The sequence below is a fragment of the Micromonospora fulviviridis genome (genome assembly GCF_014648395.1).
Lineage (GTDB): Bacteria > Actinomycetota > Actinomycetes > Mycobacteriales > Micromonosporaceae > Micromonospora > Micromonospora fulviviridis.
The window spans coordinates 204,181-228,536 of record NZ_BMRA01000010.1 but is presented as its reverse complement, the minus strand read 5'-3'; the positions used below and the strand labels follow the sequence as shown (position 1 = coordinate 228,536).

19 protein-coding genes and 2 pseudogenes are annotated in these 24,356 nt (G+C 72.0%); 5 read left to right on the top strand and 16 right to left on the bottom strand.

The features are described from left to right. The first annotated feature begins 270 nt into the window (after nt 1-270). Complete coding sequence (locus IEY96_RS25080; RefSeq protein WP_189197270.1) at nt 271-1,368, top strand: FUSC family protein; 1,098 nt, start codon at nt 271-273, stop codon at nt 1,366-1,368. A 23-nt stretch (nt 1,369-1,391) separates the two neighbouring features. Here IEY96_RS25080 and IEY96_RS33420 read toward each other — a convergent pair. Then, nucleotides 1,392-1,518 (bottom strand): annotated as a pseudogene (locus IEY96_RS33420) (LUD domain-containing protein); the annotation flags it as partial. A 97-nt stretch (nt 1,519-1,615) separates the two neighbouring features. Here IEY96_RS33420 and IEY96_RS25075 point away from each other — a divergent pair. Then, on the top strand, nt 1,616-3,889 hold the full coding sequence (locus IEY96_RS25075; RefSeq protein WP_189197269.1) for a hypothetical protein: 2,274 nt from the start codon (nt 1,616-1,618) through the stop codon (nt 3,887-3,889). Here the strand turns inward: IEY96_RS25075 and IEY96_RS25070 are convergent. Then, nucleotides 3,862-5,430, bottom strand: coding sequence for an FAD-dependent monooxygenase (locus IEY96_RS25070; protein WP_229791875.1), 1,569 nt, complete (start codon nt 5,428-5,430; stop codon nt 3,862-3,864). The two genes, IEY96_RS25075 and IEY96_RS25070, sit on opposite strands and share 28 nt — an antisense overlap. 144 nt (nt 5,431-5,574) lie before the next feature. On the opposite strand from IEY96_RS25070, the gene IEY96_RS25065 reads away from it, so the two are divergent. Then, nucleotides 5,575-6,273 (top strand): cation diffusion facilitator family transporter, encoded by a 699-nt coding sequence (locus IEY96_RS25065; protein WP_189197268.1) that lies wholly within the window; start codon nt 5,575-5,577, stop codon nt 6,271-6,273. A gap of 451 nt (nt 6,274-6,724) precedes the next feature. Here the strand turns inward: IEY96_RS25065 and IEY96_RS25060 are convergent, their stop codons facing one another. The 4 genes from IEY96_RS25060 to IEY96_RS25045 form a co-directional block, all read right to left on the bottom strand. After that, nucleotides 6,725-7,561 (bottom strand): peptidoglycan-binding domain-containing protein, encoded by an 837-nt coding sequence (locus tag IEY96_RS25060; protein ID WP_229791874.1) that lies wholly within the window; start codon nt 7,559-7,561, stop codon nt 6,725-6,727. Nucleotides 7,562-7,620: 59 nt separating this feature from the next. Beyond that, nucleotides 7,621-8,364 carry a hypothetical protein gene (locus IEY96_RS25055; protein WP_189197267.1) on the bottom strand — a complete coding sequence of 248 codons (744 nt, stop codon included), beginning with the start codon at nt 8,362-8,364 and terminating at the stop codon, nt 7,621-7,623. Between the two features lie 102 nt (nt 8,365-8,466). After that, a complete protein-coding gene (locus IEY96_RS25050; protein ID WP_189197266.1) occupies nt 8,467-8,955 on the bottom strand; it encodes an SRPBCC family protein in 489 nt (162 codons plus the stop codon). Then, nucleotides 8,952-9,275 (bottom strand): ArsR/SmtB family transcription factor, encoded by a 324-nt coding sequence (locus IEY96_RS25045; RefSeq protein ID WP_189197265.1) that lies wholly within the window; start codon nt 9,273-9,275, stop codon nt 8,952-8,954. The genes IEY96_RS25050 and IEY96_RS25045 overlap by 4 nt, the downstream gene beginning before the upstream one ends. Before the next feature lie 95 nt (nt 9,276-9,370). Here IEY96_RS25045 and IEY96_RS25040 point away from each other — a divergent pair, with 95 nt between their 5' ends. After that, nucleotides 9,371-9,742: an ArsR/SmtB family transcription factor gene (locus IEY96_RS25040; RefSeq protein ID WP_189197343.1), complete on the top strand. Its 372-nt coding sequence runs from the start codon at nt 9,371-9,373 to the stop codon at nt 9,740-9,742. A gap of 12 nt (nt 9,743-9,754) precedes the next feature. Here the strand turns inward: IEY96_RS25040 and IEY96_RS25035 are convergent, their stop codons facing one another. After that, complete coding sequence (locus IEY96_RS25035; RefSeq protein WP_189197264.1) at nt 9,755-10,816, bottom strand: saccharopine dehydrogenase family protein; 1,062 nt, start codon at nt 10,814-10,816, stop codon at nt 9,755-9,757. A gap of 96 nt (nt 10,817-10,912) precedes the next feature. Between IEY96_RS25035 and IEY96_RS25030 the strand changes: the two genes are divergently transcribed. After that, nucleotides 10,913-11,863, top strand: coding sequence for a helix-turn-helix domain-containing protein (locus IEY96_RS25030; protein WP_189197263.1), 951 nt, complete (start codon nt 10,913-10,915; stop codon nt 11,861-11,863). A gap of 12 nt (nt 11,864-11,875) precedes the next feature. Here the strand turns inward: IEY96_RS25030 and araA are convergent, their stop codons facing one another. From araA to IEY96_RS24985, 9 genes and pseudogenes are all read right to left on the bottom strand, one after another. Further along, nucleotides 11,876-13,378, bottom strand: a complete 1,503-nt coding sequence (gene araA, locus IEY96_RS25025) for an L-arabinose isomerase (protein WP_189197262.1) — start codon at nt 13,376-13,378, stop codon at nt 11,876-11,878. Between the two features lie 26 nt (nt 13,379-13,404). After that, entirely contained in the window at nt 13,405-14,394 is a 990-nt protein-coding gene (gene yjfF, locus IEY96_RS25020) for a galactofuranose ABC transporter, permease protein YjfF (protein ID WP_189197261.1), read from the bottom strand. Beyond that, nucleotides 14,391-15,461, bottom strand: a complete 1,071-nt coding sequence (locus IEY96_RS25015; protein ID WP_189197260.1) for an ABC transporter permease — start codon at nt 15,459-15,461, stop codon at nt 14,391-14,393. Before IEY96_RS25015 ends, yjfF begins: the two co-directional genes overlap by 4 nt. Continuing rightward, the gene (locus IEY96_RS25010) at nt 15,458-16,999 is read right to left on the bottom strand and encodes a sugar ABC transporter ATP-binding protein (protein WP_189197259.1); all 1,542 of its coding nucleotides are present in this window, start codon (nt 16,997-16,999) and stop codon (nt 15,458-15,460) included. The genes IEY96_RS25015 and IEY96_RS25010 overlap by 4 nt, the downstream gene beginning before the upstream one ends. 127 nt (nt 17,000-17,126) lie before the next feature. Continuing rightward, nucleotides 17,127-18,116, bottom strand: a complete 990-nt coding sequence (locus IEY96_RS25005; RefSeq protein ID WP_189197342.1) for an ABC transporter substrate-binding protein — start codon at nt 18,114-18,116, stop codon at nt 17,127-17,129. A 127-nt stretch (nt 18,117-18,243) separates the two neighbouring features. Next, a complete protein-coding gene (locus IEY96_RS25000; RefSeq protein ID WP_189197258.1) occupies nt 18,244-18,936 on the bottom strand; it encodes an L-ribulose-5-phosphate 4-epimerase in 693 nt (230 codons plus the stop codon). Then, nucleotides 18,933-20,615: a ribulokinase gene (gene araB, locus IEY96_RS24995; protein ID WP_189197257.1), complete on the bottom strand. Its 1,683-nt coding sequence runs from the start codon at nt 20,613-20,615 to the stop codon at nt 18,933-18,935. The genes IEY96_RS25000 and araB overlap by 4 nt, the downstream gene beginning before the upstream one ends. Before the next feature lie 490 nt (nt 20,616-21,105). Further along, entirely contained in the window at nt 21,106-22,092 is a 987-nt protein-coding gene (locus IEY96_RS24990) for a LacI family DNA-binding transcriptional regulator (RefSeq protein WP_189197256.1), read from the bottom strand. Nucleotides 22,093-22,485: 393 nt separating this feature from the next. Beyond that, a pseudogene (locus tag IEY96_RS24985) lies at nt 22,486-24,009 on the bottom strand (non-reducing end alpha-L-arabinofuranosidase family hydrolase). Nucleotides 24,010-24,356: the final 347 nt, after the last annotated feature.

The following is a 24,356-nucleotide window of genomic DNA, read 5'->3' as shown; positions in this document are numbered from 1 at the left end:
AGGCCTCAGTCGTGGATCCGGACCCTGCTGAGTCGGCTGACCATGGCCGGGTCGCGCGCGCCGTCTAACGCGCGTCACGCCCGACCCCGGCCTCGACGACCGGGTGGTCTCGGGATTGGCCGGAATTGCTCGGCGGGGGCATGGTACGAGTGCTCGGTGAGTCCTGACGGTCGCCGGCCAGACACCAGCCGGTCACGGCCTGCCCGGGTTGCCGAGCAGGCGAAGGCGACCGCTGCCCGGGTTCGTGGTCGAGGTGGCCGGGCGGGCCGCTTGCGGCTCAATCAGCTGGAGGTCGCCCTGGTGATCTCGGTGCAGGCGGGACTCGCCGCAGCTCTGGCCTGGTCGATCGGGCGTGATGTGCTGGGCAACCCCGCGCCGGTCTTCGCCCCTTCCGCCGCGGTGGGTACGATCGTCGCCGCACTCGGCCAGCGCGCCCACCGCACGGTCGAACTGCTGCTCGGAGTCGGACTCGGCATCGCCACCACCGACTTCCTGCTGACCATTCTGGGCACCGGGTTCTGGCAGACCGGGTTCATCGTCGGATGCGCCATCCTCGCCACGCTCCTGCTGTTCGGGCGCAGCGGGGCTGCCGTTGGCCAGGCCGGCGGTACGGCGGTGCTGCTCGCGACCCTGGCTCCGGCCCAGAAGGACCTCGAGTGGCCTCGGATCGTCGAGGCGACGGTCGGCGGTGTCGTGGGCCTCCTGGTGGTCGCGTTGCTGGTGCCACTGAACCCGATGCGGATCCTCGACCGCGACGCAGCCCCGATCTTCAAGTGCCTCGCCGGCCAGCTGCGGGAGGTTTCCGCAGCGCTGTCCACCGGCGATCAGCAGCGGGCGGTCCGAGCGTTGGACGCCTTGCGCGGCATGGGACCCGACCTCGCGCGGATGCACCAGGCGCTCAGCGGCGCCCAGGAGGTGGTCAGCCTGGCGCCGGCCCGTTGGCTGCGCCGTCGGGATGTGGAGCGCTTCGCCCGCGCGACCGCTCAACTGGAACGGGTCATCGAACACAGCCGGGGGGTGGCCCGCCGGTCAGCGATGGCGTTGGAGTACCACGAGCCGATTCCCCCCGAGCTGCCCGCCGGTGTCGGACAGCTCGCCGATGCGGTCGAGCTGCTGCGCCGTGAGCACCTCGCCGGGCGCCCGACCGAGAGAACCCGCCGTGCGGTACGCGAGGCCGTTTCCAGGGCTGGCCGAGCCCGAGCCCTGGGAGTCGACGAGTTCGGAGACGCGGTGGTGACCCAACTGCGCACCGCCGCGAGCGACCTGCTTCGAGCTACCGGCTGCGACGCGACGTCGGCGAATCGAGAGGTACGGAACGCCGCGCAGCGCGGCGAGGATTCCGTTCGAGCGGGTGGTACGCCCGGATGAGCAGGGCGGTACCACCAGGGCTCTCACCTCGTGATGATCACGTGGAGGCGGCGGGGCCCGTGGATGGACGCCCTCGACCCGGTCGAGTTCGATGTCGCTGGTGGCGGACGGTCCACTGATCCAGGTCAGCGGCCGGTGCGGGGCGACGCGACCCCTGCCAGGCGTGATCGTTCGCGGAACGGGTAGGCCCACCCGGCCGCCGCAGCAGGCCGGCCACCGCCGCCGGAGACGCCGCTCAGGGGGGTACATGGCGGACACGCCACCACCGCAGGGCGGACCGTCCGCCACCGGCGACGTCATCGAGCTGCGGGTGCACGGGGTCTCGGGCGCCAGCGCCGGGCAGGTGCTGGACCGGCCGAACACCCACCAGGTCGCCGGTGACCGCAGTGGCGGCTTCCACCGTCCCCGGCCGGGCTACCCGGACACCCGAGGGGCGGGCGGGGTGGTCCTGGAGGCGTACCGCTGGAGCGACCTGCCGTCGGGAACCGCGGTACGCACGTTGTCGCTGGTGTTCCTGCTGCCCTTCATGCTCTGCAACGTGGCGCTCTGGATGCGTCCGGCCAGCCACGGCACGGGCGCGGCGGTGGTGAAGGCGCTGTGCCGGACGTTGGCGCTCACCATGACCGCGCTCTACGTGCTCTCCATCGTCGGGGTGGCGCTGGACCAGGTCGCCTGGAAGTGCATGGCCCTGCCGAGCTGCCTGTCGGGACGGAGCTGGATCTCGTGGCTCGGCGGGCGGCCGACGGGCCTGCGGCTGGCGGTGCTCGCGCTCGTCCCGGCCGCCGCCGTCGGCCTGGTCTGGTGGCTCGGCGCGGGTCGGAGATGGAACTTCCCGGCGTTCCGCGGGCCCACGACCATCTCCGGTACGCACCAGCTCAGCGCCGTGGGGCAGTGGGACACGGCGCCCCCGGTCGCGCGGCTGCGCGAGATCCACGTCGCCGCCGCGCTCGCCACCCTGGACCTCAGCCTGCTCGCCGCCCGGGCCGGCGGTGGCGCCTCCGCGAGCACGGTCGCCCTGGGGGTGGCGACCGCCGCGGTGCTGGCCGCCTGCGTCGCGCTGGTCTGCGCCCATCCGGTCATCGACGAGCCGAAGCGGGTGGCGGCCGTCGACCGGGCGACGAGAGGACTGCGCACCGTGGCGTGCGCGCTCACCGCGCTGGTGCTCGTCGCGGTGGCGGCGGATCCGGCGCCCTGGTCGTCCGGCGACGGCCTGCCCGGATACGCCCTGCTGGTGACGTGGCTCCTGGTCGCGCAGACCGTCCTGCTGGTCGTGCTCTGGGCCGTGGTGCTGCGCCAGCGCCGCGCGCTGCGGGGCGGTTCGAAACTGCGCGGGCTCGGCGCGCCGGTCCTCGGGGCGGCCGCCACCGGGGTCGCGGTGGCGTTCTCCGCCGAGCTGGTCTATCGGGTGGCGGACCTGCTCGATCGCGGCACGCCGACGCTGCACCGCTCGCCCATCGGCCCGCCGCTGGCGTACAAGTGGGCGATCTTCGCGTTCTTCCTGGCGGTGCTGGCCGCACTGGTCTTCGACGCCGTGGTCGTCCTGGTGTCCAGACCCGGGCGGCGCCGCGCCGCCGCAGCCACGGTCGCCCGCGACTTCCCGGACGCGCCGCCCGAGGCCGCACCCCGGCTGCGGCAGGTCGAGAGGACGATCGCCCGGGCCTGGTTCACCGAGCGGCTGGAACTGCTCGCCGTGGTGTACGCCCTGCTCGCCGGGCTCGGCCTGGCCAGCAGCACCGTGGGGCTGCTGGAGCTGTACCCCGGGGACGTCATCGAGCGGTGGACCGGGGTGCCCGCCGCACTGATCAATTTCGGTACCGCGCTGGGCAGCTATGTCATCGCGGCGCTCATCGTCGCGCTCGTGGTCGCCGGCATCTTCGCGTACCGGACGGCCGAGTTCCGCCGCTACGTCGGCGTGCTGTGGGACCTGGGCACCTTCTGGCCGCGGATCGCCCACCCCTTCGCGCCCCGCTGCTACGCCGAACGTGCCGTGCCGGAGCTGACCCGGCGCATCTGCTACCTGACCTCCCGCGGCGACTCGGTGCTGCTCACCGGGCACAGCCACGGCTCGGTGCTGCTCGCCGCGACCGTGCTCCAGCTGCCACCCGGCGTCGGCGACCGGGTGGCGCTGCTGACCTACGGCTCACCGCTGCGCCGCCTCTACGCCCGGCTCTTTCCGGCGTACGTCGACGACGAGGTGCTACGCGAGGTGGGCCGGCGGGTCGGGTGGCGGTGGCGGAACCTCTGGCGCGACACCGACCCCATCGGCAGCTGGGTCTTCTCCGGCCACCGCGACGGCCAGCCGCCCGGCGTCGCCGGACCGGCCGGTTCGGTCGACCGACGACTGCGCGACCCGTGGGACGTCGTCGTCCCGCCGAGCGACACCGTCGCGCCCCCCGTCGTCGGACACTGGCCGGGCGAGTCCGATCCACGCTTCGGCGACGCCGTCCGGGAGCTCGCCGAGCGGTTGCGCCGCGAAGGCCCACCCGGTTCGAGTCAGGACGGCACCCAGCGTCCCAGGTAGGACATGAGCGGAGTCAGGTCGTCGCCCCCGGCCCGGTAGCCGATGTGCCCGTCGGGGCGAACCAGGAACAGGCCCGACGCCCCGGGGCGGACGCCGAGCCGACGGAGCGCCGCCGCGGCTCCTGCCGAGGCCAGGCGGTGCACGGTGACCCGACTTGAGTACCGCTGCGACAGGGCCGCCACCTCGCCGGTGGGCCACGCGGAGGATGGCCCGCACAGCAGCAGGTGCCAGCCGCGCGCGGACGTGAGCCGATGCAGCGAGCCGCCGTCGGGCAGCGGGGCGTCGGGCAGCCGGTCACCGGCCCGGGGACCGGAGCGCGGCCCGTGCGGCCCGTCCGTCGACAGCGGACTGCGGCGGTAGCTGATGCCGAGCTGCGACACGGTGCGGAAGGCGGCGGCCCGTACGAACCTGGGGGCGAGCGCGGCGGGGAGCAGCGCGGGCGCGACCCGGGTGCGAGCGAACCGGATGAGCGGGTTCGTGGAGGTGGCCACGGTGAAGGCCCGGTCGGTGAAGCGCAGCACCATCCGGCCCACCGGCGCCCGCTCCGTCTCGTAGGTGTCCAGCAACGCCGGGTCGGCGCCGTCGCGCAGAACCTGGGCGAGCTTCCACCCCAGGTTGACCGCGTCCTGGATGCCGGTGTTCATGCCCTGCGCACCGGCCGGGCTGTGGATGTGCGCGGCGTCGCCGGCCAGGAACGCCCGGCCGGCCCGGTAGCGGGTGGCGGCCCGGTGGTGCAGCCGGAAGTTGGTCATCCAGACCGGATCGCGCAGCCGCACCGTCCCGCCCGTGTAGGTGTCGGCCAGGGTCTGCACCTCCTGCAGGGTGACCGCCGCGTCGGCCGGGGGCGCGTCGGCCGGTGGACGCATGGCCAGCGCTCGCCAACCGGCCGGCTGCCGGAGCGGGAACAGGAACAGCATTCCCCGTCCGGAGAGGAACACGTGCGCGGCGCCCTCGGCGACACCGTCGGCCTCCAGGTCGGCCAGCACGAAGGTCTGCGGATACGAGCCGCCCTCGAAGCCGATCCCGGCGAGGTGGCGCACGGGGCTGTGCGCGCCGTCGCAACCCACCACGTAGGCGGCCGACACGTGTTCCTCGCGGCCGTCCCGATGGCGCAGGGTCGCCACCGCGTCGTCGGCGGTCTGGGTCAGCCCGACCAGCTCGACGCCCCGCTCCACGTCCACCCCCGCCGTCGCCAGGTGCTCCCCCAGGATGCGTTCGGTCTCGGCCTGCGACAGGAACAGCAGATGGGGGTACGCGGTGTCGGGCAGGCCCAGATCGAACAGCGGCACCTCGCGCTCGCGGCCGCCCACGTGCAGGCACAGCCGGACGGCGGTGTTGCCGCAGGCCACCAGGTCGTCGGTCACGCCGAGGCCGGCGAGGACCTCCAGGGTGCGCGGCTGGACACCCAGCGCCCGCGACTCGTGAACCCGGTCGAGAGCCCGATCGACCACGCGGACCCGCACGCCGAAGGCGGCCAGCTGACCGGCCATGGTCAGCCCGGTGGGTCCCGCCCCGACCACCAGGACCTCGACCGCGTTCACGGGGACACCACCCACGGGATGCTCATGCCTCGACGGTAAGCCCGGACCCGGGTGTCGGAGGCGGCCCGGGCGCGGTGAACCCCCGCGTCGGCTTCCGACCACCACGGCAGGAACCACGCCCCTGCCCGGATAACATCGGTGGGCGTGAGCCTGTCACTGCTGTCCCCGGAGCGTCGGGCGGTGCTGTCGCGGCGCAGCCTGTGGCTCGCCTACGCGACCGCCGGCTACAACCTGCTGGAGGGCCTGGTCGCGATCGCCGCCGGCGCGGCGGCCTCCTCCACCGCCCTGATCGGCTTCGGTCTGGACTCGTTCGTCGAGGTGTCCAGCGCCGCCGTGCTGATCTGGCAGTTCCGCTCCCGCATACCGGAGGACCGGGAGCGGCTCGCCCTGCGGCTCATCGGCCTGTCGTTCTTCGCCCTGGCCGCCTGGGTGACGGTCGACGCCGTCCGCTCGCTGCTCGTCGGTGGCGGCGCCGACGCCAGTCCGGTCGGCATCGGCCTGGCCGTGGCATCCCTGATCGTGATGCCACTGCTCGTGGCCGCCAAGCGCCGCACCGGCCGGGAACTGGGCTCGGCCACCGTGCTGGCCGACTCCACGCAGACCCTGCTCTGCACGTACCTGTCCGTGGTACTGCTCGCCGGCCTGGTCCTCAACGCCGCGTGGGGTTGGTCCTGGGCCGACCCGCTCGCCGCGCTCGTCATCGCCGGGGTCGCGGTCAAGGAGGGCGCGGCGGCCTGGCGCGGCGAGCACTGCGACGACTGCTCGCCGCTGCCGTCCGCCGACGCGGGTGTCCGCCCCGCCACGGACTGCGCCGACGGCTGCTGCGCCGACGGGAAGGCGTGACCACCCGCGGTGGTCGTGTCCTCAGGCGACGGAGGAGTCAGACGGGGGTGGCGGGCTGGCACAGCCGCTCGCCCGTGGCGGGATCCTGGCACAGGTATCCGCTGGTCGTGTGCATCCAGCCCCACAGCCAGTCCTTGAACACCGGCTGCCGGCAGTGCTGGCAGGTCGACCTCTGCCGTTCCTCGGGCTCGGGCTGTTGAACCTGGGCCCCGGTCTCCGATTCGGTTGGCTCCACCGCTGTGGCCTCTGGCCGTCGCTGCGGGCGTGGGATGGGCGGTGCGGGCTCGGCCATGAGTGCTTCCTGTGCTGTTCGAGTGGACCGGGCGGCGCCTCGGGGCCCTGAACCTCGATCGTCCGCCCGCCCAAGGGAGGGTCCTGTCAAGCGTTCTCTGCACAGGAAGAGCGCTGTGGGTCGCGGTGCCGTTACGCGATCGCGCGACGACGGCCCGGATCAGCTCCGCTGGTACTCCTCCCAGGTGAGCACCGGGCTCACGGCCGGCCCGTCGTCGGGGCCTCGGTTCGCCAGCCCGTTGAGCCCGAGGTAGTAGTCACCCGCCTGGTGCTGCGCCGGCGCCGACTGGTCGGTGTCGGCCAGCGCCACGGCGTGGATGTGGTAGGGCCAGTTGCCCTGCGCCGGCGTCCGCAGCCAGGCGGCGAAGCCGACCCGGCGCAGGTGCCGTACCACCGTCGTGCGGTAGGTGCCGGACATGCCGTCGACCGCGAGGTCCAGCGCGCCGCCGCCGTCGTGGGTGCCGGCCGAGGTGGGGTCACTCGTGCTGTACGAGCCCTGGCTGATCGCCATCTGGCGGCCGAGCAGCCGCTCCGCCTCCAGCAGCATCGCCCTGGTCCGGCTGTTCACGCGCGCGCCCCGGAAGTCCAGGACACCACCCGGGGTCAGTGGCCGGACCACGGTGAACCGCTGGTCCCCCAGTGCCCGCAGCGAGGTCAGCCCCGGCAGGCCGGTGGCGTCGAGGCCCGCGTACCCCAGCGATCGCTGGTAGGCGGCGTACGCCGCCACGGTGCTGGTGCCGAAGTGACCGTCCACGTAGGTGGCGCCGAGCAGGCTCCGGTCCCGCAGCGCCCGCTCGACGAGGAGCACGCTGTCCCGGCTGCCGGCCGTGATCGCGGTGTCCGCGCGCCGCGGGTCGATCTGCGCCGCCTTGATCAGCGCCTCCATGTCGACCTCCGGCAGGGCCGCCCTGCCCGGACCCGCCGCGAGCAGCCCGGCACCGACCGCGCCGAGCGTCGCCGCGGCCGCCCGGCCGAGCAGTCGCCTCCGGTCCAGCACGGCCTCCGGTCGATCGCTACGCCCGGGTCGCCGCCCCGGCCCGGCCGACGTCCCCGGCATCACCAGGCCGCCGGCAGGTAGGCGACCGACCAGCCGCGGTACGAGCCGTGGTCGAGGTAACCGGCCACCCCGACCCCGCCGCCGACGGAGGTGCCGATCACCTTGCCCTCCCCCAGGCTGATCGCCACGTGTCCGGTGCCGACGGAGTTGTGGTACCAGACCAGCGCGCCCCGCGGCGGGATGCCGGAGCTGTTCAGGTAGCCATGGCTGCTCTCCCAGTCACCGCCGATCTCCGCGGTGTTCCAGCCCGAGCCGCCCCATCCGTACGCCTGGGCGACGAAGGCCAGGCACAGGTTCTCGTAGGCGGTGGAGCGGTACCGCTGGAAGGCCCAGTCGATCGCGCCGTTGGGCGATCGCGGGTTCGCCTTGGACGACGGCTCGTCACCGACGTAGGCGCAGCTGTTGACGACCTGGCCGTCCGAGCCGGTGTGCACGTAGGCGTCGGAGACCATGCCGCCGTTGGACAGCAGGTCCCACAGCGTCGTCGTGCCGTAGGTGCCGGTCACCGACTGGCCGGTGGTCTGGCACAGCAGCGTGACCGTCGACCCGTCGGACACCGTGCGCCACGCCGCGTAGCCGGTGCCGGGCCCCGACCGGACGCTCAGCGCCGTACCGGAGGTGTTGATCGTGCCGGTGGCCGAGTCGGCGTACGCGTACGCCGTGCCCGGCACGGCCCCGACCAGGACGACGGAGAGCGCGGCGGCGGTGACCGCGGCGACCGGGCCGCGCGGTCGCCCGCGCAAGACATCGACAATCTTCCACATGATTGAGGAAGCTAGCGGCTGCCCGCGGCCCGGTCCACGCCCGTTTGGATATTCTTGCCGTGGATGCTGATTGACCCGAAACTAACCTTCACGTACTCCGGTGAACAGCGCGGCGTACCGGGTGAGGTAGAGCGGCCATCCCTCGTCGTGGCCGACGCCGTCACTGACGGCCTGCCAGCCCGGGCCGTGCCGGTCGAGGTGGCGGTGTTCCAGCTCCACCCGGGTGCGCTGCGGGGCCTCGGCGACGAATCGGACCTCGACCTCGCTGGTGTTGTCCGGGTCCGTCTCGACCTGCCACCGGGGATTGATGTCCCAGCTGAACACCACCCGGTTCGGCGGTTCGTAGGCGAGCACGCGCGCCCAGCGGCATTCGCTGCCGTCGACACCCCGGTCGTAGATGTGGCCGCCGACCTTGGGCTCGAACACCGTCTCCGCGATCGCCGCACCGAGCAGGTTGTGCTCCGGCGGCTTGAAGTCACCGAACCGCTCGGTGAACACGGCGAACGCCCGTTCGAGCGGCGCCTCGACGACGATCTGCCGGCGGACCACCGCGGCAGTTGTTCCGGTCATGGGATCTCCTCGGTCGGTTCTTCGACGACGTCCTGATAGCTGTCCAGCGCGCGGTGCCAGAACGTCTCCAACTGGTCGCGCAGCGCGGCCACCCCCGCCGGGTTGAGCCGGTAGACCCGGCGGGTGCCGGCCGCCTGGTCGGTGACCAGCCCGGCGTCCTTGAGGACCTTGAGGTGCTGGGACACCGCGGGCCGGCTGACCGGCAGTTCGTCGGCGAGCTCGCCGACGGCGCGGGGTCGCTCGGCCAGGCAGGCGACGATGGCGCGCCGGGTGGGATCACCCAACGCGTCCCACCCATCGGCGGTTCGGTAAGTAGCCACGAACGGTACACTACGGCTTACCGATGCGGCGCGTCAAGGTCGCGCGCCGGCCGCGGATCCGGTTCCACCTTCGTATCGATGGCGTTGGTGAAACGATGGAAGACGTGGGAACTCCGAAAACTGCTGCACCCGCCATGTCGCCGCTTGCCGGCGAGCCGATCAAGCGAGCCGATGCCGAACGGCTCGCGGGAGTGCTGAAGGCATTCGCCGACCCGGCCCGGCTGCGACTGCTCAGTCTCATCCAGTCCGCTCCGGAGGGCGAGGCGTCCGTCAGTGACCTCACCGCGCCGCTCGGGCTCTCCCAGCCGACCGTGAGTCATCACCTTCGGATCCTCACCGAGGCCGGCCTGCTCGAACGCGAGAAGCGCGGGGTCTGGGCGTACTACCGTCTGGTGCCGTCCGCGATCGCGGCGGTCGCCGACCTGTTGACGCCGCCCCGCAAGCGGGCAACGAAGAAGGCCCGCTGATCGGGCGGGGGGTCAGGCGAACTGTGGCGCGGGAGTCTCGGGGCAGGGTTCGAGCGAGAGGTGCGCGGACAGCGCGCGGAGGAAGTCGGGCGCGTCGAAGATCCGGCCGGCGGAGGCGACGCCACTCGTCCTCGTCCGGCCGTCGAGGATGCGCTGGACCGCCTCGACCGCCAGCGGCGCGCTGATGGCGTAGATGTCCCGGCCGTGGGCGACGACGCGTCGTCCCGTGTCGCCCGAGCGCACGACGACGTCCACGGTGAACGTCTGCGCCGACCGGCCGTGCTCGTCGACCGCGGTCGGCGCGGGGGTGTCCGGGCCGGCCAGGTCCTGGGCCGCGCCGGTGGTCATGTACGTGGTCACCTCGGGGATAGACAGGTGGCTGGGGACGGTCACGACGTCGGCCATCGTGAACCCACCGAGGACGGTGCGGCGGCCCATCGGGGCGGGGAACTCCCATTCCACGGCCGGCAGCCCACTCTCGTCCACGTGGTACTCCAGCCGGCCACCCGTGTAGCGGACCCGCCGGCCGGCGCGCCGCTCGCGGGAGACCGTGCCGGAGGCCAGCGTCCCGGCCGTGGGGTGCCAACTGCTCAGCCCGTACGCGACGTGCGCCTCGTCGGCCGCCGTCCAGTCGCCCATCGCCGTCGTGACCAGCAGGTCGCCGAGTCCGCCGAAGAAGGCCATCGCCGGGACCACAGCGACGCCCGCGGCCCGGGCGCGGTCGGTGAAGTGCGTGAACGTGTCGACGTTGGCCTCGATCTCGGCCGCCACGTCCACGTACGGAATCCCGGCGCGCAGCGCGGCCTCGATCACGGGGGCCGCCGTCGAGGCGAACGGGCCGGCGCAGTTGACGACCGCCGCCGCGCCCGCCAGGGCCCGGTCGAGCGAGGCCGGATCGTCGACCGACGCCACCCGGTGTGCGAGCCCCGGATGCGACGCCGCCAGCGCCTGGAGCCGGCCCGCGTCACGACCGACGAGAAGCGGGACGAACCCGCGCTCGCGCAACTCCGCCACCACGAACCGCCCGGTGTGCCCGTACGCGCCGAACACCGCCACGGTCTGACCCGATTCCATCTGTGACTCCTCCGAAAAGATCGACTGAGAAGAGCCTCCCAGGGGCGGCCGGCCCGGGACAGTGTCTGGAACGCCATGCCCCGTACAATTTCGGACATGACCACTGTCGCACTCGCCGCCACCGAGGCGATGCTGCACTTCGAGCTCGCCATGGCCTGCGAGGTCTTCGTCCGCGACCCCTCCGGCCTGGCCGACCCCTGGTACGACCTCGTGGTCTGCGGCCCGGGCCCGGTCCGGATCGGCAGGTTCCGGATGGACCCTGACGACGGGTTGGACCGGCTCGCCCGCGCCGACACCGTGATCATCCCCGCCGTGGAGGACATCGACGCGGACCTGCCACCCGACCTGCTCGACGCCGTCCGCGCGGCCCACGAGGCGGGCGCCCGGATGGTCTCGCTGTGCACCGGCGCGTTCGTGCTGGCCGCCGCCGGGGTGCTGGACGGGCTGCGCGCCACCACGCACTGGGCCCACACCGAGGCGCTGGCCGCCCGCTATCCCCGGGTACGGGTCGACCCGGACGTGCTCTACGTGGACAACGGCAACGTGCTCGCCTTCGCCGGCAAGGCCGCCGCCATCGACCTGTGCCTGCACCTGATCCGCCGCGACCACGGGTCGACGGTCGCCAACGCCGTCGCCCGCCGCCTGGTCGTGCCCCCGCACCGCTCCGGTGGCCAGGCCCAGTTCGTCACCACCCCGGTCCCCGCCCGCGACGACCACCCCCTCGGCAACCTGGTGCCCTGGGCGATGGAACGGCTGGACCATCCGCTGACCGTGGAGGACCTGGCCCGCCAGGCCAACATGAGCTCGCGCAACCTGGCCCGCCACTTCAAGTCGGTGACCGGCACCACCCCGCTGCAGTGGCTCTCGACGCAGCGGATCCGCCGGGCCCAGGAGCTGCTGGAGAACACCGACGACAGCATCGACGCCATCGCCCACCTGGCCGGCATGGGGACCGCCACGACACTGCGCCGGCACTTCAACCGCACGGTCGGCGTACCCCCGGACGTCTACCGTCGCACCTTCCGCAGCGCCCCGCCCCCGGCCTGAACGACCGCCGCCTCAGAACCCCCGGGCGAGCCGGTGGTACGCCTGGCTCCAGCGGATCTCCTGGGCGAACCGGCGCGGGTCCGTGTCGGCGTCGATGACGACCAGCTCCGTCCGGCTCATCTCGGCCAGATCGTGCAACTCCTCCACCCCCACGGCCCGCGACAGCACGGTGTGGTGCGGGGCGCCCGCGGTGATCCACGCCTCGGCGGAGCCGGCAAGGTGCGGACGGGGGCGCCAGACGGCCCGGGCCACCGGCAGCCGGCGCAACGGCTGCGGCGGCGACACCACGTCGACCTCGTTGGCGACGAGCCGGAAGCGCTCACCCATGTCGGCCAGGCCGAGCACGACCGCGGGACCCGGCTCGGCGTCGAAGACCAGCCGGACCGGGTCCTCCCGCCCGCCGATGCTCAGCGGGTGGATCTCCACGGAGGGTACGTCCGCGGCGATGCTCGGGCACACCTCGAGCATGTGCGCGCCGAGGACCAGTTCCCGGCCCGGCGTGAGGTCGTAGGTGTAGTCCTCCATGAACGACGTCCCGCCGTCGACCCCGACCGCCATCGCCTTGAGGGCGTGGACCAGGACGGACGTCTTCCAGTCACCCTCACCGCCGAAGCCGTAGCCGTCGGCCATCAGGCGCTGCACGGCGATGCCCGGCAGTTGGCGCAGCCCGCCCAGGTCCTCGAAGTTGGTGGTGAAGGCGCGGAAACCGCCGGCTTCGAGGAAGGCACGCAGGCCGAGCTCCAGCCGGGCGGCGTAGCGCAGGGACTCGTGCCGGTCGCCGCCGGGGCGCAGCTCGGGGACCACCCGGTAGCTGTCGTCGTACTCCTTGACCAGGTCGTCCACCTGCGCGTCGGTGACCTCGCCGACCACCCGGACGAGGTCGTTGACCCCGTAGGTGTTCACCGAGACGCCGAAGCGCAGCTCCGCCTCCACCTTGTCGCCCTCGGTCACCGCGACGTCGCGCATGTTGTCGCCGAAGCGGGCCAGCCGCAGCGACCGCATCGCCGACCAGCCGATCGCCGCCCGCGCCCAGGCTCCCACGCGGGACACCACGCGCGGGTCGCTGACGTGCCCGGCGACGGTCTTGCGGGCCACCCCGAGGCGGGTCTGGATGAACCCGAACTCCCGGTCGCCGTGCGCCGCCTGGTTGAGGTTCATGAAGTCCATGTCGATCTCGTCCCACGGCAGCAGGACGTTGGCCTGGGTGTGCAGGTGCAGCAGCGGCGTCCGCAGCGCGTCCAGGCCGGCGATCCACATCTTCGCCGGCGAGAAGGTGTGCATCCAGGCGATCACCCCGATCGCCCCCTGCGCCGCTGCGTCGCGGCAGACCCGCAGGATGTCGCCGCTGGTGGTCAGGACCGGTTTCCAGACGACCCGGGCGGGGATCTGCGGCGAGTCGTGGAGCGCCGCCGCGATCTGCCGTGACTGGTCGGCCACCTGGCGAAGGGTGTCCTCGCCGTACATGGCCTGACTGCCGGTGAGGAACCAGATCTCAGGCTCAGCGTGCGTTGCCATGGAGTTGCCTTCCGCGAGGTGGTCGGTCACTTGTAGCGGATTCCGATCAGACGTTGGAGCAGGATGAACGCGAAGAGCAGGCCGCCGATCACGATCTTGGTCCACCAGGAGTTGAGGCTGCCGTCGAAGGTGATCAGCGTCTGGATGACCCCGAGGACCAGCACCCCGAGCACGGTGCCGAAGACGTAGCCGGAGCCGCCGGTGAGCACGGTCCCGCCGATGACCACGGCGGCGATGACGTCGAGTTCCATGCCCACGGCGATCAGCGGGGCGCCGGAGAGCGTGTAGAAGGACAGCAGGATGCCGCCGATCGCCGCGCAGAGGCCGCTGATGGTGTAGACGGCGATCCGGGTCCGCCCCACCGGAAGCCCCATCAGCAGCGCGGACTGCGGGTTGCCGCCGATGGCGTACACGTTGCGGCCCAGCCGGGTGTACGCCAGCGTGTACGCGGCGACGGCGACCACCACGAAGGCGACGAGCACGCTGATCGACACGAAGTTGCCGCTGGGGTCACCGATCCGTTCCTGCGACATGCGCGTCCAGAACCCGTCGGTGATCGGGATGGACGAGCCGCTGATGAAGGTGCACATGCCGCGGGCGAGGAACATCCCGGCGAGGGTGACGATGAACGGCTGGATGTCGAAGAAGTGGATCACACAGCCCATGAGGAAGCCGAGCGTCGGCCCGATGAGCAGCGCGGTGAGCAGCACCAGCGCCGCCGGCAGCCCCTCCCTCAGCAGGAACGCCGACACCATCGCGGTCATGGCGACGACCGAGCCGACGGAGAGGTCGATCCCGCCGGTGAGGATCACGAAGGTCATGCCGACCGCGACGACGAGCAGGAAACCGTTGTCGATGAAGACGTTGAAGACGACCTGGACGTTGGAGAACGCGCGGTACTGGGACACCCCGACGCCGTACAGGACCAGCAGCAGAACGAGCGTGGCCAGGACCGGGACGTGCCGCCGGGGCAGCCGCGACCAGGTGCGGGTGGCCATCAGGGACAGGGTTGTCATGCCGGCACCTGCTCCTTCGGCTGCTCGCTCACGGGGGCGGGGGCGGCCGCCGGGGCTCGGCGTCGGGCGAACCGGGCCCGGAAGCCCGGCGCCTGGATCAGGCAGACCGCGATGACCACGACCGCCTTGAACAGCAGCGAGGTCTGGGGCGAGATGTTCATGGCGTACACCGTGGTGGTGAGGGTCTGGATGAGCAGCGCGCCGAGGATGGTGCCGCTGAGCGAGAACCGGCCACCGGCGAGCGACGTGCCGCCGATGACGACGGCGAGGATGGCGTCGAGTTCGACCCAGAGGCCGGCGGCGTTGCCGTCGGCGCTGGACACGTTGGCCGTCATCATGAACCCGGCGACCGCGGCGCAGGCCGCGCTGATCACGTAGACGAGGAAGGTGATCCGCCCGGACCGGATGCCGGCCAGGCGGCTGGCCCTGGCGTTGCCGCCGACGGACTCGATCATCAGGCCGAGGGCGGTCCGCCGGGTCACCACGGCGACGACCGTCGCGGCGGCGAGGGCGAGGAAGATCGCCAGCGGCAGGGTCAGCAGGTGACCGACGCCGATCGCCTTGTACGGCCCGGAGTTGATGGTCAGGATCTGCCCCTCGGTGATCAGCTGGGCCAGGCCCCGCCCGGCGACCATGAGGATCAGCGTGGCGATGATCGGCTGGATGCCGATGACGGCGACCAGCACCCCGTTCCAGGCGCCGAGCACCAGGGCCACCCCCAGGCCCAGGGCCAGCGCGGTCAACACGCCGCCGAGGTCGTTCTGGTCGGGCTGCCGGCTGATGTGCAGGCAGGCGATGGCGCCGCTGATCGCGCAGAGCGAGCCGACCGACAGGTCGATGCCGCCCGTGGCGATCACCAGTGTCATGCCGAGCGCGACCAGGATCAGGGGCGCGCTGAGCCGCAGGATGTCGATCAGGCTTCCGTACAGGTGACCGTCCCGCATCTGCACCGAGAGGAAGCCGGGCCGGTAGACGGTGTTGGCGGCCAGCATGACGACGAGGACGGCGACCGGCCAGAAGAGCCGGTGCGTCGTCAGCGCCCGGTAGCCGGCCTTCCGGTTGCTCATGACGGCATCCCCTCCTGCCCCGCGCCGGCGGCGATGCTCTGCATGATCCGGTCGGCGTCGACGCTCTCGTCGTTGGTGAGTTGCGTGACCATCTCGCGGTCCCGCATCACGGCGATCCTGTGGCTGAGGCGCAGCACCTCCTCCAGTTCGGCGGAGACGAACAGCACCGCCATACCGCCGTCGGAGAGCTGGGCGACCAGCCGCTGGATCTCGGTCTTCGCGCCGATGTCGATGCCCCGGGTCGGCTCGTCGAGGATCAGCAGGCGAGGCTCCGTGATGAGCCAGCGGGCGAGCAGCACCTTCTGCTGGTTGCCGCCGGACAGGTTGCCCACCGGGATGTCGGGGTCCGCCGGCCGGATGCTCAGGGCCCGCACGTACCGCTCGACCAGTTCGTCCTGGCGGCGGCGGGGAACGGGGCGGAGCCAGCCCCGGGCGGCCTGCAGGGCGAGGATGATGTTCTCCCGCACGGACAGCTCGGCGATGACGCCCTCGGCTCGCCGGTTCTCCGAGCAGAAGCCGATGCCGCGGGCGATGGCGGCCACCGGCGTACGCAGCGACGTGGGTGAGCCGTGCACCCGGACGCTGCCGTGGTCGGCGCGGTCGGCGCCGAACAGCAGCCGCGCCACCTCGGTACGGCCCGAGCCGAGCAGGCCGGCGAGGCCGACCACCTCCCCCTCGTGGATGGTCAGGCTGAACGGCGCCACGGCGGAGCGGCGTCCCAGCTCGCGGGCGTCCAGCAGCGGCGTGCCCTCCGCCCGGTCGGCGGGGTCGTGCCGGGGGTGCTCGTCGAGTCGCTCCAGCACGCGCAACTCCTTGCCGATCATCTTCTCCACCAGGCCGAGCTGGGGAAGCTCGCTCGTCGCGTACTCGCCGACGAGCTGGCCGTTGCGGAGGACGGTGATCCGGTCGGCGATGCCGTAGACCTGGTCGAGGAAGTGGGTGACGAACAGGATCGCGATGCCGTCGTCGCGCAGTTGCCGCATGACCCGGAACAGCTGCGCGACCTCACCGGCGTCGAGACTGGAGGTCGGCTCGTCCAGGACCAGGACCCGGGCCTCGATGTCGATGGCACGGGCGATCGCCACCATCTGCTGGACGGCCAGCGAGTAGCTGCCGAGCTGCGCGTTGACGTCGATGTCCAGGTCGAGCCGGGCGAGGAGGCTCCGGGCCCGGCGACGCATCTCGCTCCACCGGACCGCGCCGAGCCGGCGGGGTTCCCGGCCGATGAAGATGTTCTCCGCCACCGAGAGGTTGGTGCAGAGGTTGACCTCCTGGTAGACGGTGCTCACCCCGGCGGCGGTGGCCTGCATCGGGCCGGTGAACGACACCTGCTCGCCGCCGAGCGTGACGGTGCCCTCGTCGGTGCCGTAGACACCGGTCAGCACCTTGATGAGGGTCGACTTGCCGGCGCCGTTCTCGCCCATCAGGGCGTGCACCTCGCCGGGGAAGAGGCGGAAGGCCACGTTGTCGAGCGCGCGTACGCCGGGAAAGGACTTGCTGATTCCCGTCATTGTCAGGACTGGATGGCTGCCTGTCATGCCACCGGACCTTTCCTGAGTGGGGTGAGAGGGCACGCGGGCCCGGGTCGGTGGGGCCGGCGCGGCGGCCGGGCCCGAGGCCCGGCCGCCGCATCGGATGCCGGGGGCGTCGGCCCCCGTGGTCCGGTCAGTACTTGCGGTTGGGCAGCGCCTCCTTGGCCTGCTCCTGGGTGAAGGTCGTCTCCTGGGTCTCGATCCGGGCCGGGACCTGCTCGCCGTTGTGCACCTTCTTGACCAGGTCCATCAGCTGAGGACCGAGCAGCGGGCTGCACTCGGCGATGAAGTTGAACTTGCCGTCGGCGAGGGCCTGCATGCCGTCCTTGACCGCGTCGACGGTGATGATGGTGATGTCCTTGCCGGGCACCTTCCCGGCCGCGGTGATCGCCTCCAGCGCGCCGAGGCCCATGTCGTCGTTGTGCGCGAACAGCACGTCGATCTTCGGGTTGGCCTTGAGGAACTGCTCCATCACCTGCTTGCCGCCCGCCCGGGTGAAGTCACCGGACTGCGAGGCGATGATCTTGAGGTTCGGGTTGGCCGCGATCGCCTCGGCGAAGCCCTTCTTCCGGTCGTTCGCCGGCGCCGAGCCGGTCGTGCCCTGCAGCTCGACGATGTTGACCGGGCCGCCGGCGGCCTTCTTCTGCTCCACCAGCCACTCCCCCGCGAGCCGGCCCTCCTTCACGAAGTCCGATCCGAGGAACGTCTTGTACAGGGACTTGTCGGCCGAGTCGACCGACCGGTCGGTCAGGATCACCGGGATCTTGGCGTCCTTGGCCTCCTTGAGCACGGTGTCCCACCCGGACTCCACCACCGGCGAGAAGGCGATCACGTCGACCTTCTGCTGGATGAAGTTGCGGATGGCCTTGATCTGGTTCTCCTGCTTCTGCTGCGCGTCGTCGAACTTCAGGTCGATCCCGGCCCCCGTCGCGGCCTCCTTGATCGAGGTGGTGTTCGCCGTACGCCAGCCGCTCTCCGCGCCCACCTGGGAGAAGCCCAGCGTGATCTTGCCGTCGTCGCCCTTGTCACCCGTGTCGCTGTTGCCGCAGGCCGCCATGCCGGTGGCGAGCAGCGCGGCGGTGAGCACCGCGATGGCCTTCCGGGACGGCAGGTGGGTCCTCATTCTCTTCACCGCTATCTCCTCGGGGTGAGCGTTCCGCGAGCGGCACGCCGCTGCGTTGGTGGTGGTGTCCGGGGGTGGTGCGACGCGGACGGCCCGGGTCGGGGGCGCCGCGCGATCGGGGCGGCCGTCAGGGGCTCGCGGGTGAGGGGGGTCGCTGTCCGTAGACGTTCTGGTAGCGGTCGTGCAGAGCGTCGACGTCGACCGCCGCCATCGGCAGCGGCTCGCCGAGCGCGCGGGCCAGGTGCGCGGTGCGGGCGATGTCCTCGCACATCACCGCGGCCTTCACCGCTGCCCGGGCGTCCCGGCCGATGGTGAACACGCCGTGGTTGCGCATGAGCACGGCCGGCGAGCGGTGCCCGGCGAGGGTCTCCACGATCCCCTTGCCGATGTCGTCGCCGCCGATCAGGGCGAACGGGCCGACCGGGATCTCGCCGCCGAACTCGTCGGCCTGCGCGGTGAGGTGGCAGGGGATCGGCTCCCCGCGGGCCGCCCAGGCGGTCGCGTACGTGCTGTGGGTGTGCACCACCCCGCCCACCTCGGGCAGCGCCCGGTAGACGTAGGCGTGGGCGGCGGTGTCGCTGGACGGCGCGAGGTCGCCCTCGACCACGACACCGTCGAGGTCGCACACGACCATGTTCTCCGGCGCGAGGTCGTCGTAGTCCACGCCGCTCGGCTTGATCACCATGAGGTCGTGGCCGGGCACCCGGGCGGAGACGTTCCCCGCCGTCCAGGCGACCAACCGGTAGCGGGTGAGTTCGGCGTGCAGCCGGGCGACGCTCTCCCGGAGCCGCCGGATCTGCTGACCGGGCTCGGCACTCATGCGACCACCTCCAGCGGCGTCGTGGCCCGTGCCGCCGATCGGTCGAGGGCGGCGTTGCGGATCGCGCGCAGGCGGGACATGACGTCGTCGCCGCCGCGACCGAAGTGGTCGTGCAGGGACCGGTACTCGGCGTAGAGCGCGTCGTAGGCCCGCGCCCGCTCGGGATCCGGCCGGTACGCGTCGCGGTCCACCCGGCCCATCGCCGCGGAGGCCGCGTACACGTCCGGGTACGCCCCGGCGGCGACCGCGGCGTGGATCGCCGACCCCAACGCGGGTCCCTGGGCCGACCCGATGAGGCTCAACGGGCGGTTGGTGACGTCGCTGTAGATCTGCATGAGCAGCCGGTTGGCGGTCAGGCCGCCCGCGACCACCAGTTCCCGGACCGGCACCCCCGCCGCGACGAACGCTTCGATGATCATGCGGGTGCCGTAGGCCGTCGCCTCCAGCAGCGCGCGGTAGACGTCCGCCGGGCGGGTGGCCAGCGTCAGCCCCACGACGAGACCGCTCAGGTCGTGGTTGACCAGCAACGAGCGGTTGCCGTTCCACCAGTCCAGCGCGATCAGCCCGTGTGCGCCAACCGGCTGCGCCGCGGCCAACTCGGAGAGCCGCTCGTGCGAGTCCGCACCGGCCGGGGCGGCGTGCTCGACGAACCAGCCGAAGATGTCGCCGACGCCGCTCTGACCGGCCTCGTACCCCCAGGCTCCGGGGCTGAGTCCACCCTCGACGACGCCGCACATGCCGGGCACCTCCGCCAACGCGGCGCCGTTGACCACGTGGCAGGTGGAGGTGCCCATGATGGCGACCAGGTGGCCGGGCACCAGGGCCTGCGCGGAGGCGGCGGTGACGTGGGCGTCGACGTTGCCGGCCGCGACCGCGATGCCCTCGGGCAGCCCGGTCCAGGCCGCGGCCTGGACCGTCAGGGCGCCGGCCCGGGCGCCCATCGGCAGCAACGGACCGTCCAGCTTGGCCACGAAGTCGGCGAACCCCGGGTCCAGTGCCGCCAGGAACTCCCGGGACGGGTACCGGCCGTCCTGCCGGATGCCCTTGTAGCCGGCGGTGCAGATGTTGCGGGTCTCCACCCCGCACAGCTGCCAGACGATCCAGTCGGCCGCCTCGACGAACCGCGCGGCGCGCCGGTAGACCTCCGGATCCTCGTCGAGGATCTGCAGGCCCTTCGCGAACTGCCACTCGGCGGATATCTTCCCCCCGTACCGGTCGAGCCAGGGCTCGCGGCGCTCGTGCGCGAGGGCGTTGATCCGGTCGGCGTGCGGCTGCCCCGCGTGGTGTTTCCACAGCTTCACCCAGGCGTGCGGCCGGCTCCGCAGCTCCGGCACCTCGCAGAGCGGGGTGCCGTCCACCAGTGTGGGCAGGACGGTGCAGGCGGTGAAGTCGGTGGCGACGCCGATCACCCGGGCCGGGTCGATGCCCGCGGCGGCCACGGCGGCGGGCACCGCTTGGCGCAGCACGTCCCGGTAGTCCTCGGGGTCCTGCAGGGCCCAGTCGGGCGGGAGTGGCACCCCGTCCGGGAGCCTGGACTCCATCACCCCGTGCCGGTACTCGTGGACCGCGGTGCCGAGTTCCGCCCCGTCACCGACCCGGACCACCAGCGCCCTGCCCGACAGTGTTCCGAAGTCGACCCCGACGACGTACCGGTCCCCCCGTCCGTCCACACCCGTCATCTCCACCTCCGCGTGCCGTGGCTCACATTGTTAGCGCTCACATCGGCGTCGGTCAAGATGCGATCGCAACAGGTCCGTAACAGGGCGGCTACCGACCCCAGCGGGGCGCCACGATCGGGTCGAGCCGCTGCGATGATTGGGTGTTAACGTTCACACCCATCGATTCGTCTCGCCAGTCCTTCTGGGACTGTCACGGCGACGGCGGCCGGCCGGAGGGTCTGTTAGCGCTAACCTGCACGCTCGTCGCCGCAGCGGTTTCGATCCGCCACGGGCGGCCCGGCGGACCCGCCCGGCGCGAGCTGCGCACCGTGGCGCACCGAGCGTGTCGGCCTCACCCGACCACGCGCGGTGGCTCCGGTACGGAGCCTGGCCAGGTCACCGCTGTGAACGGTCACAACTGGTGCCGCTCGGTCGGGTCGGTCGCCTCGGGCTGCGGCACGGCGCGGCGTGGCGGGCTGCGGATCCGGCGCGGCCTACGGCTGCGACCGCGTCAGCGCGGCGGGGCGGCGACGCTCTGCCGGGAGATGAGAGTCGGCGCGACGGTCTGCCGCGACTCGCCCACCGCACCCGACTCGATCTGCGCGAGCAACAGGTCGAGGCTGGCCTGGGCCACCGCGGCGAAGTCCGGCCGGACGGTCGTCAACGGCGGGATGAAGTACGCCGCCTCCGGCACGTCGTCGAAGCCCACCACACTGATCTCGTCCGGCACCCGGCGGCCGTACTCGTGCAGCGCCCGCAGCACACCCAGCGCGAGGTGGTCGTTGGCCGTGAAGATCGCGGTGACCTCGGGCATCCGCGCCAACATCTGCCCGCACCGGTAGCCCGACGCCGCCGACCAGTCCCCCGGCACCAGCGGAGGCACCTCGACACCCGCCGACCGCAGCGCCTCCCGCCAGCCCTCGATCCGCCCGGCGCTGTCGAACCAGTCGGCCGGCCCGGACACGTGCCACACCGTGCGGTGACCGGCCTCCAACAGATGCTGCGTGGCATCCCGCGCCCCCGCCACCTGGTCCACCGTCACCAGCGGCACCGGGCGGCGCGGGTCACCGTCGACCGTCACCAGGGGAACATCCTTCGGCAGGTGCTCCAGCGCCTCACCGGCGGACTCGACGGGGGCGATGACGACGATTCCGGCCACCCGGTGTGCCAGGTGCCGCTCCACCGCCTCGGAGATGGAAACCCGGTCCAGGTCCCGCACGCTGCCCACGGTGACGGCGAAGCCCTCCTCGGCGGCGGTCTGCTCCAGCGCCGCCAGCAACGACGCCGGGCCGTACAGGGTGGTGTTCTGCGCGACCACGCCGATGACCTGTGACCGGCCGGTCACCAGCGCGCGAGCGGCCCGGTTGGGCCGGTAGCCCAGTTCGGCGATCGCCGCCTGCACCCGCAGCCGGGTCTGCTCGCGGACGTTGGGGTGCCCGTTGAGCACCCGCGACACGGTCTGATGGGAGACCCCGGCAAGGCGGGCCACATCCGTCATCGCGGGACCCCGCACGGCCCTCACCCTCCCCGCCAAGCCCCGGCCGCGCTCCGGCGGTCGACGCCGGAGCGGCTGGAGGCACCATCCGCAGCCCTGCCCCGCCCTGGCCGAGCACCCGCGGCAGCACGGCACAAGACCAGCGCCAGTGTACGCCCGGGGCCCCGTCCCGCCCGTCGAGGCAGCGCCTCCCCCGCTGGCCGACGCGGCACGGTCGCCCCCCTCCCCCGCAGATCCGCCCCGGGCCCGTACGGCCGGGCGGGCTCGGCCGTACGCCGAGCCCGCCCGCTCCCGTTCCATCCGATCCTGCCCGCGAGCCGTGGGAACGCCGATCCGATCCCGCACCCGCCGTTGCCGGGGAGCCACGAGCACCCGGGCCGGACCCGCGTCACGCCACTAGCGCTGCAGCGTCAGCACACCCGGCCGGTACGGCAGGAGGCCGTAGTCGCCGCCGGAGTTCGGGGCACGTCCCTGGTAGAGCAGCTGAAGGTTGCAGGGATCGATCGTCATGGTCTGATCGGGGTTGTTGCGCACCAGGTCGCCGTGGCTGATGTCGTTGGTCCAGGTGGCGCCGCTGTTGGCCTTGCCGGCGAAGGGATTGCCCTCGCTCGCGGCCTGCGGCGTCCAGGTGCCGCCCAGGCTGCTGGCCGTGAACGAGCGGAAGTAGCGGCCCTGGGAGCCGATCGCCTCGACCAGCATGAGGTACTGGTTCTGGCCCTGGACCTTGTAGACCTGGACTCCCTCGAAGAGGTTGTTGGTCGAGTCGCTCATGATCACCGTCGATGACGTGCCGAAGGTGCCCGGGAAGTTCCCGATGGGCATGCTGGCCCGGTAGATCTTGCCGTTGTCGCCGGCGAAGAACAGGTACATGTTCGTGCTGTCACCGATGAGCGTCTGGTCGATGGGTCCCGTACCGGAGCCCGAGATGCTTCCGGAGAAGAGCGTCTGCTGCGACGACCACCCGTTCACGTTGGTGGGGTCGCTGGACGTCCGGTAGGAGAACGCGGTGCCGCCCCACTGGTAGGCGAGCACCCAGATGTTCTTCGGGGCGAAGTAGAACAGCGTCGGCGCGACAGCGGAGAAGGGCATCGCGTTCTGGCTGGCCGAGGCCATGTCGGACCAGTTCGTGAACGGGCTGAAGTTCATCGAACCCCACGACGTCCCGGTGTCGTGCGTCGTGGCGTAGACCAGGTGCCGGCCGTTGTACACGACGTGGGTGAAGTCCTTGAGCGAGACCCACCCCGACCTCGGGTTCGCCAGCGCGCCCGTCGACGACCAGCGGTACGTCGACGGAAGAGTGCACGAGCCGGTCGGCGGCGGCGTGGTGGGGGTACCCCCACCGTCGACCCGGACGAGCTGCCACTGCTGGTTGGCGCCGTTCCAGTCGTTCTACTGCACGATGCTCCCGCCGTCGGCGGTCGAGGCGCCCTGCACCTCCACCACCTTGTTGCTGTTCCGGTTGATCAATCGGACGTAACCGCTGTCGGAGTCGGCCAGCCGGAACTGCTGGTTGGCCTGATTGCCGTCGGTCCACTGCACGATGTTGGCGCCGTTGGCGGTCGACCAGTTGTAGACGTCCAGCACCTTGCCGGACAGCCGCGACCGCAGCCGGTAGTAGCCACCGCCCGAGTCCACGAACTGCCACTGCTGCTGGTTGCCGTTGTTCCGCGACCACTGCACGATCCGTGCGCCGTCATTCGTGGCCAGGTTGTACACGTCCAAGGCCTTGCCACTGTTGCGGTTGACCAACACGTACCAGGCGCTCGTGTCGACCGTCGCCGCGGCGGCGGGCGTCGAGACCGCCACCGCGGCGGCACCGCCGACCACCACCGCCGTCACGGCAGCGGCGACGACCCGCGGCAACCACCTTCGCCGCCGCGACGGCGGCGCGACCGATGGAGACCTACCCAAGGCAGACATGATCCTCCTCCTATGACCAAGAGCCGAACGGTCCACCCGGCGACGGGCGCACCGCGACGCACGGCTGGACGCACACGCCGGGTTTGTCAGCGCTGGCGGGTCGCCCGCGTGTCCGAGCCCGCGCCTGAACCAAGGCCGGACGATGCGGGCCTGCCCGGTGAGCCACTGGCATCGCCGTCCTCGTTCATCGACTGTGAGCGATAACATTGTCGTCGTCAAGTCGCAATGTTCCAGATCCAGCACGAGACGGAATCGCATCGACCGACGCCTTAGCCCTTGAATGCCGGGAAACGATCTGGCAACGTTGACGGCCTTGTTGCATGTGCATTCGGCGCGCGCCCGCACAC

Bases quoted from the DNA above. Each gene is read 5' to 3' on its own strand.
- IEY96_RS25075 (WP_189197269.1), top strand. From the start codon at position 1,616: ATGGCGGACACGCCACCACCGCAGGGCGGACCGTCCGCCACCGGCGAC.
- IEY96_RS25050 (WP_189197266.1), bottom strand. From the start codon at position 8,955: ATGACCGGAACAACTGCCGCGGTGGTCCGCCGGCAGATCGTCGTCGAG.
- IEY96_RS25040 (WP_189197343.1), top strand. From the start codon at position 9,371: ATGGAAGACGTGGGAACTCCGAAAACTGCTGCACCCGCCATGTCGCCG.
- IEY96_RS25035 (WP_189197264.1), bottom strand. From the start codon at position 10,816: ATGGAATCGGGTCAGACCGTGGCGGTGTTCGGCGCGTACGGGCACACC.
- IEY96_RS25030 (WP_189197263.1), top strand. From the start codon at position 10,913: ATGACCACTGTCGCACTCGCCGCCACCGAGGCGATGCTGCACTTCGAG.
- araA (WP_189197262.1), bottom strand. From the start codon at position 13,378: ATGGCAACGCACGCTGAGCCTGAGATCTGGTTCCTCACCGGCAGTCAG.
- yjfF (WP_189197261.1), bottom strand. From the start codon at position 14,394: ATGACAACCCTGTCCCTGATGGCCACCCGCACCTGGTCGCGGCTGCCC.
- IEY96_RS25015 (WP_189197260.1), bottom strand. From the start codon at position 15,461: ATGAGCAACCGGAAGGCCGGCTACCGGGCGCTGACGACGCACCGGCTC.
- IEY96_RS25010 (WP_189197259.1), bottom strand. From the start codon at position 16,999: ATGACAGGCAGCCATCCAGTCCTGACAATGACGGGAATCAGCAAGTCC.
- IEY96_RS25005 (WP_189197342.1), bottom strand. From the start codon at position 18,116: ATGAGGACCCACCTGCCGTCCCGGAAGGCCATCGCGGTGCTCACCGCC.
- IEY96_RS25000 (WP_189197258.1), bottom strand. From the start codon at position 18,936: ATGAGTGCCGAGCCCGGTCAGCAGATCCGGCGGCTCCGGGAGAGCGTC.
- araB (WP_189197257.1), bottom strand. From the start codon at position 20,615: ATGACGGGTGTGGACGGACGGGGGGACCGGTACGTCGTCGGGGTCGAC.
- IEY96_RS24990 (WP_189197256.1), bottom strand. From the start codon at position 22,092: ATGACGGATGTGGCCCGCCTTGCCGGGGTCTCCCATCAGACCGTGTCG.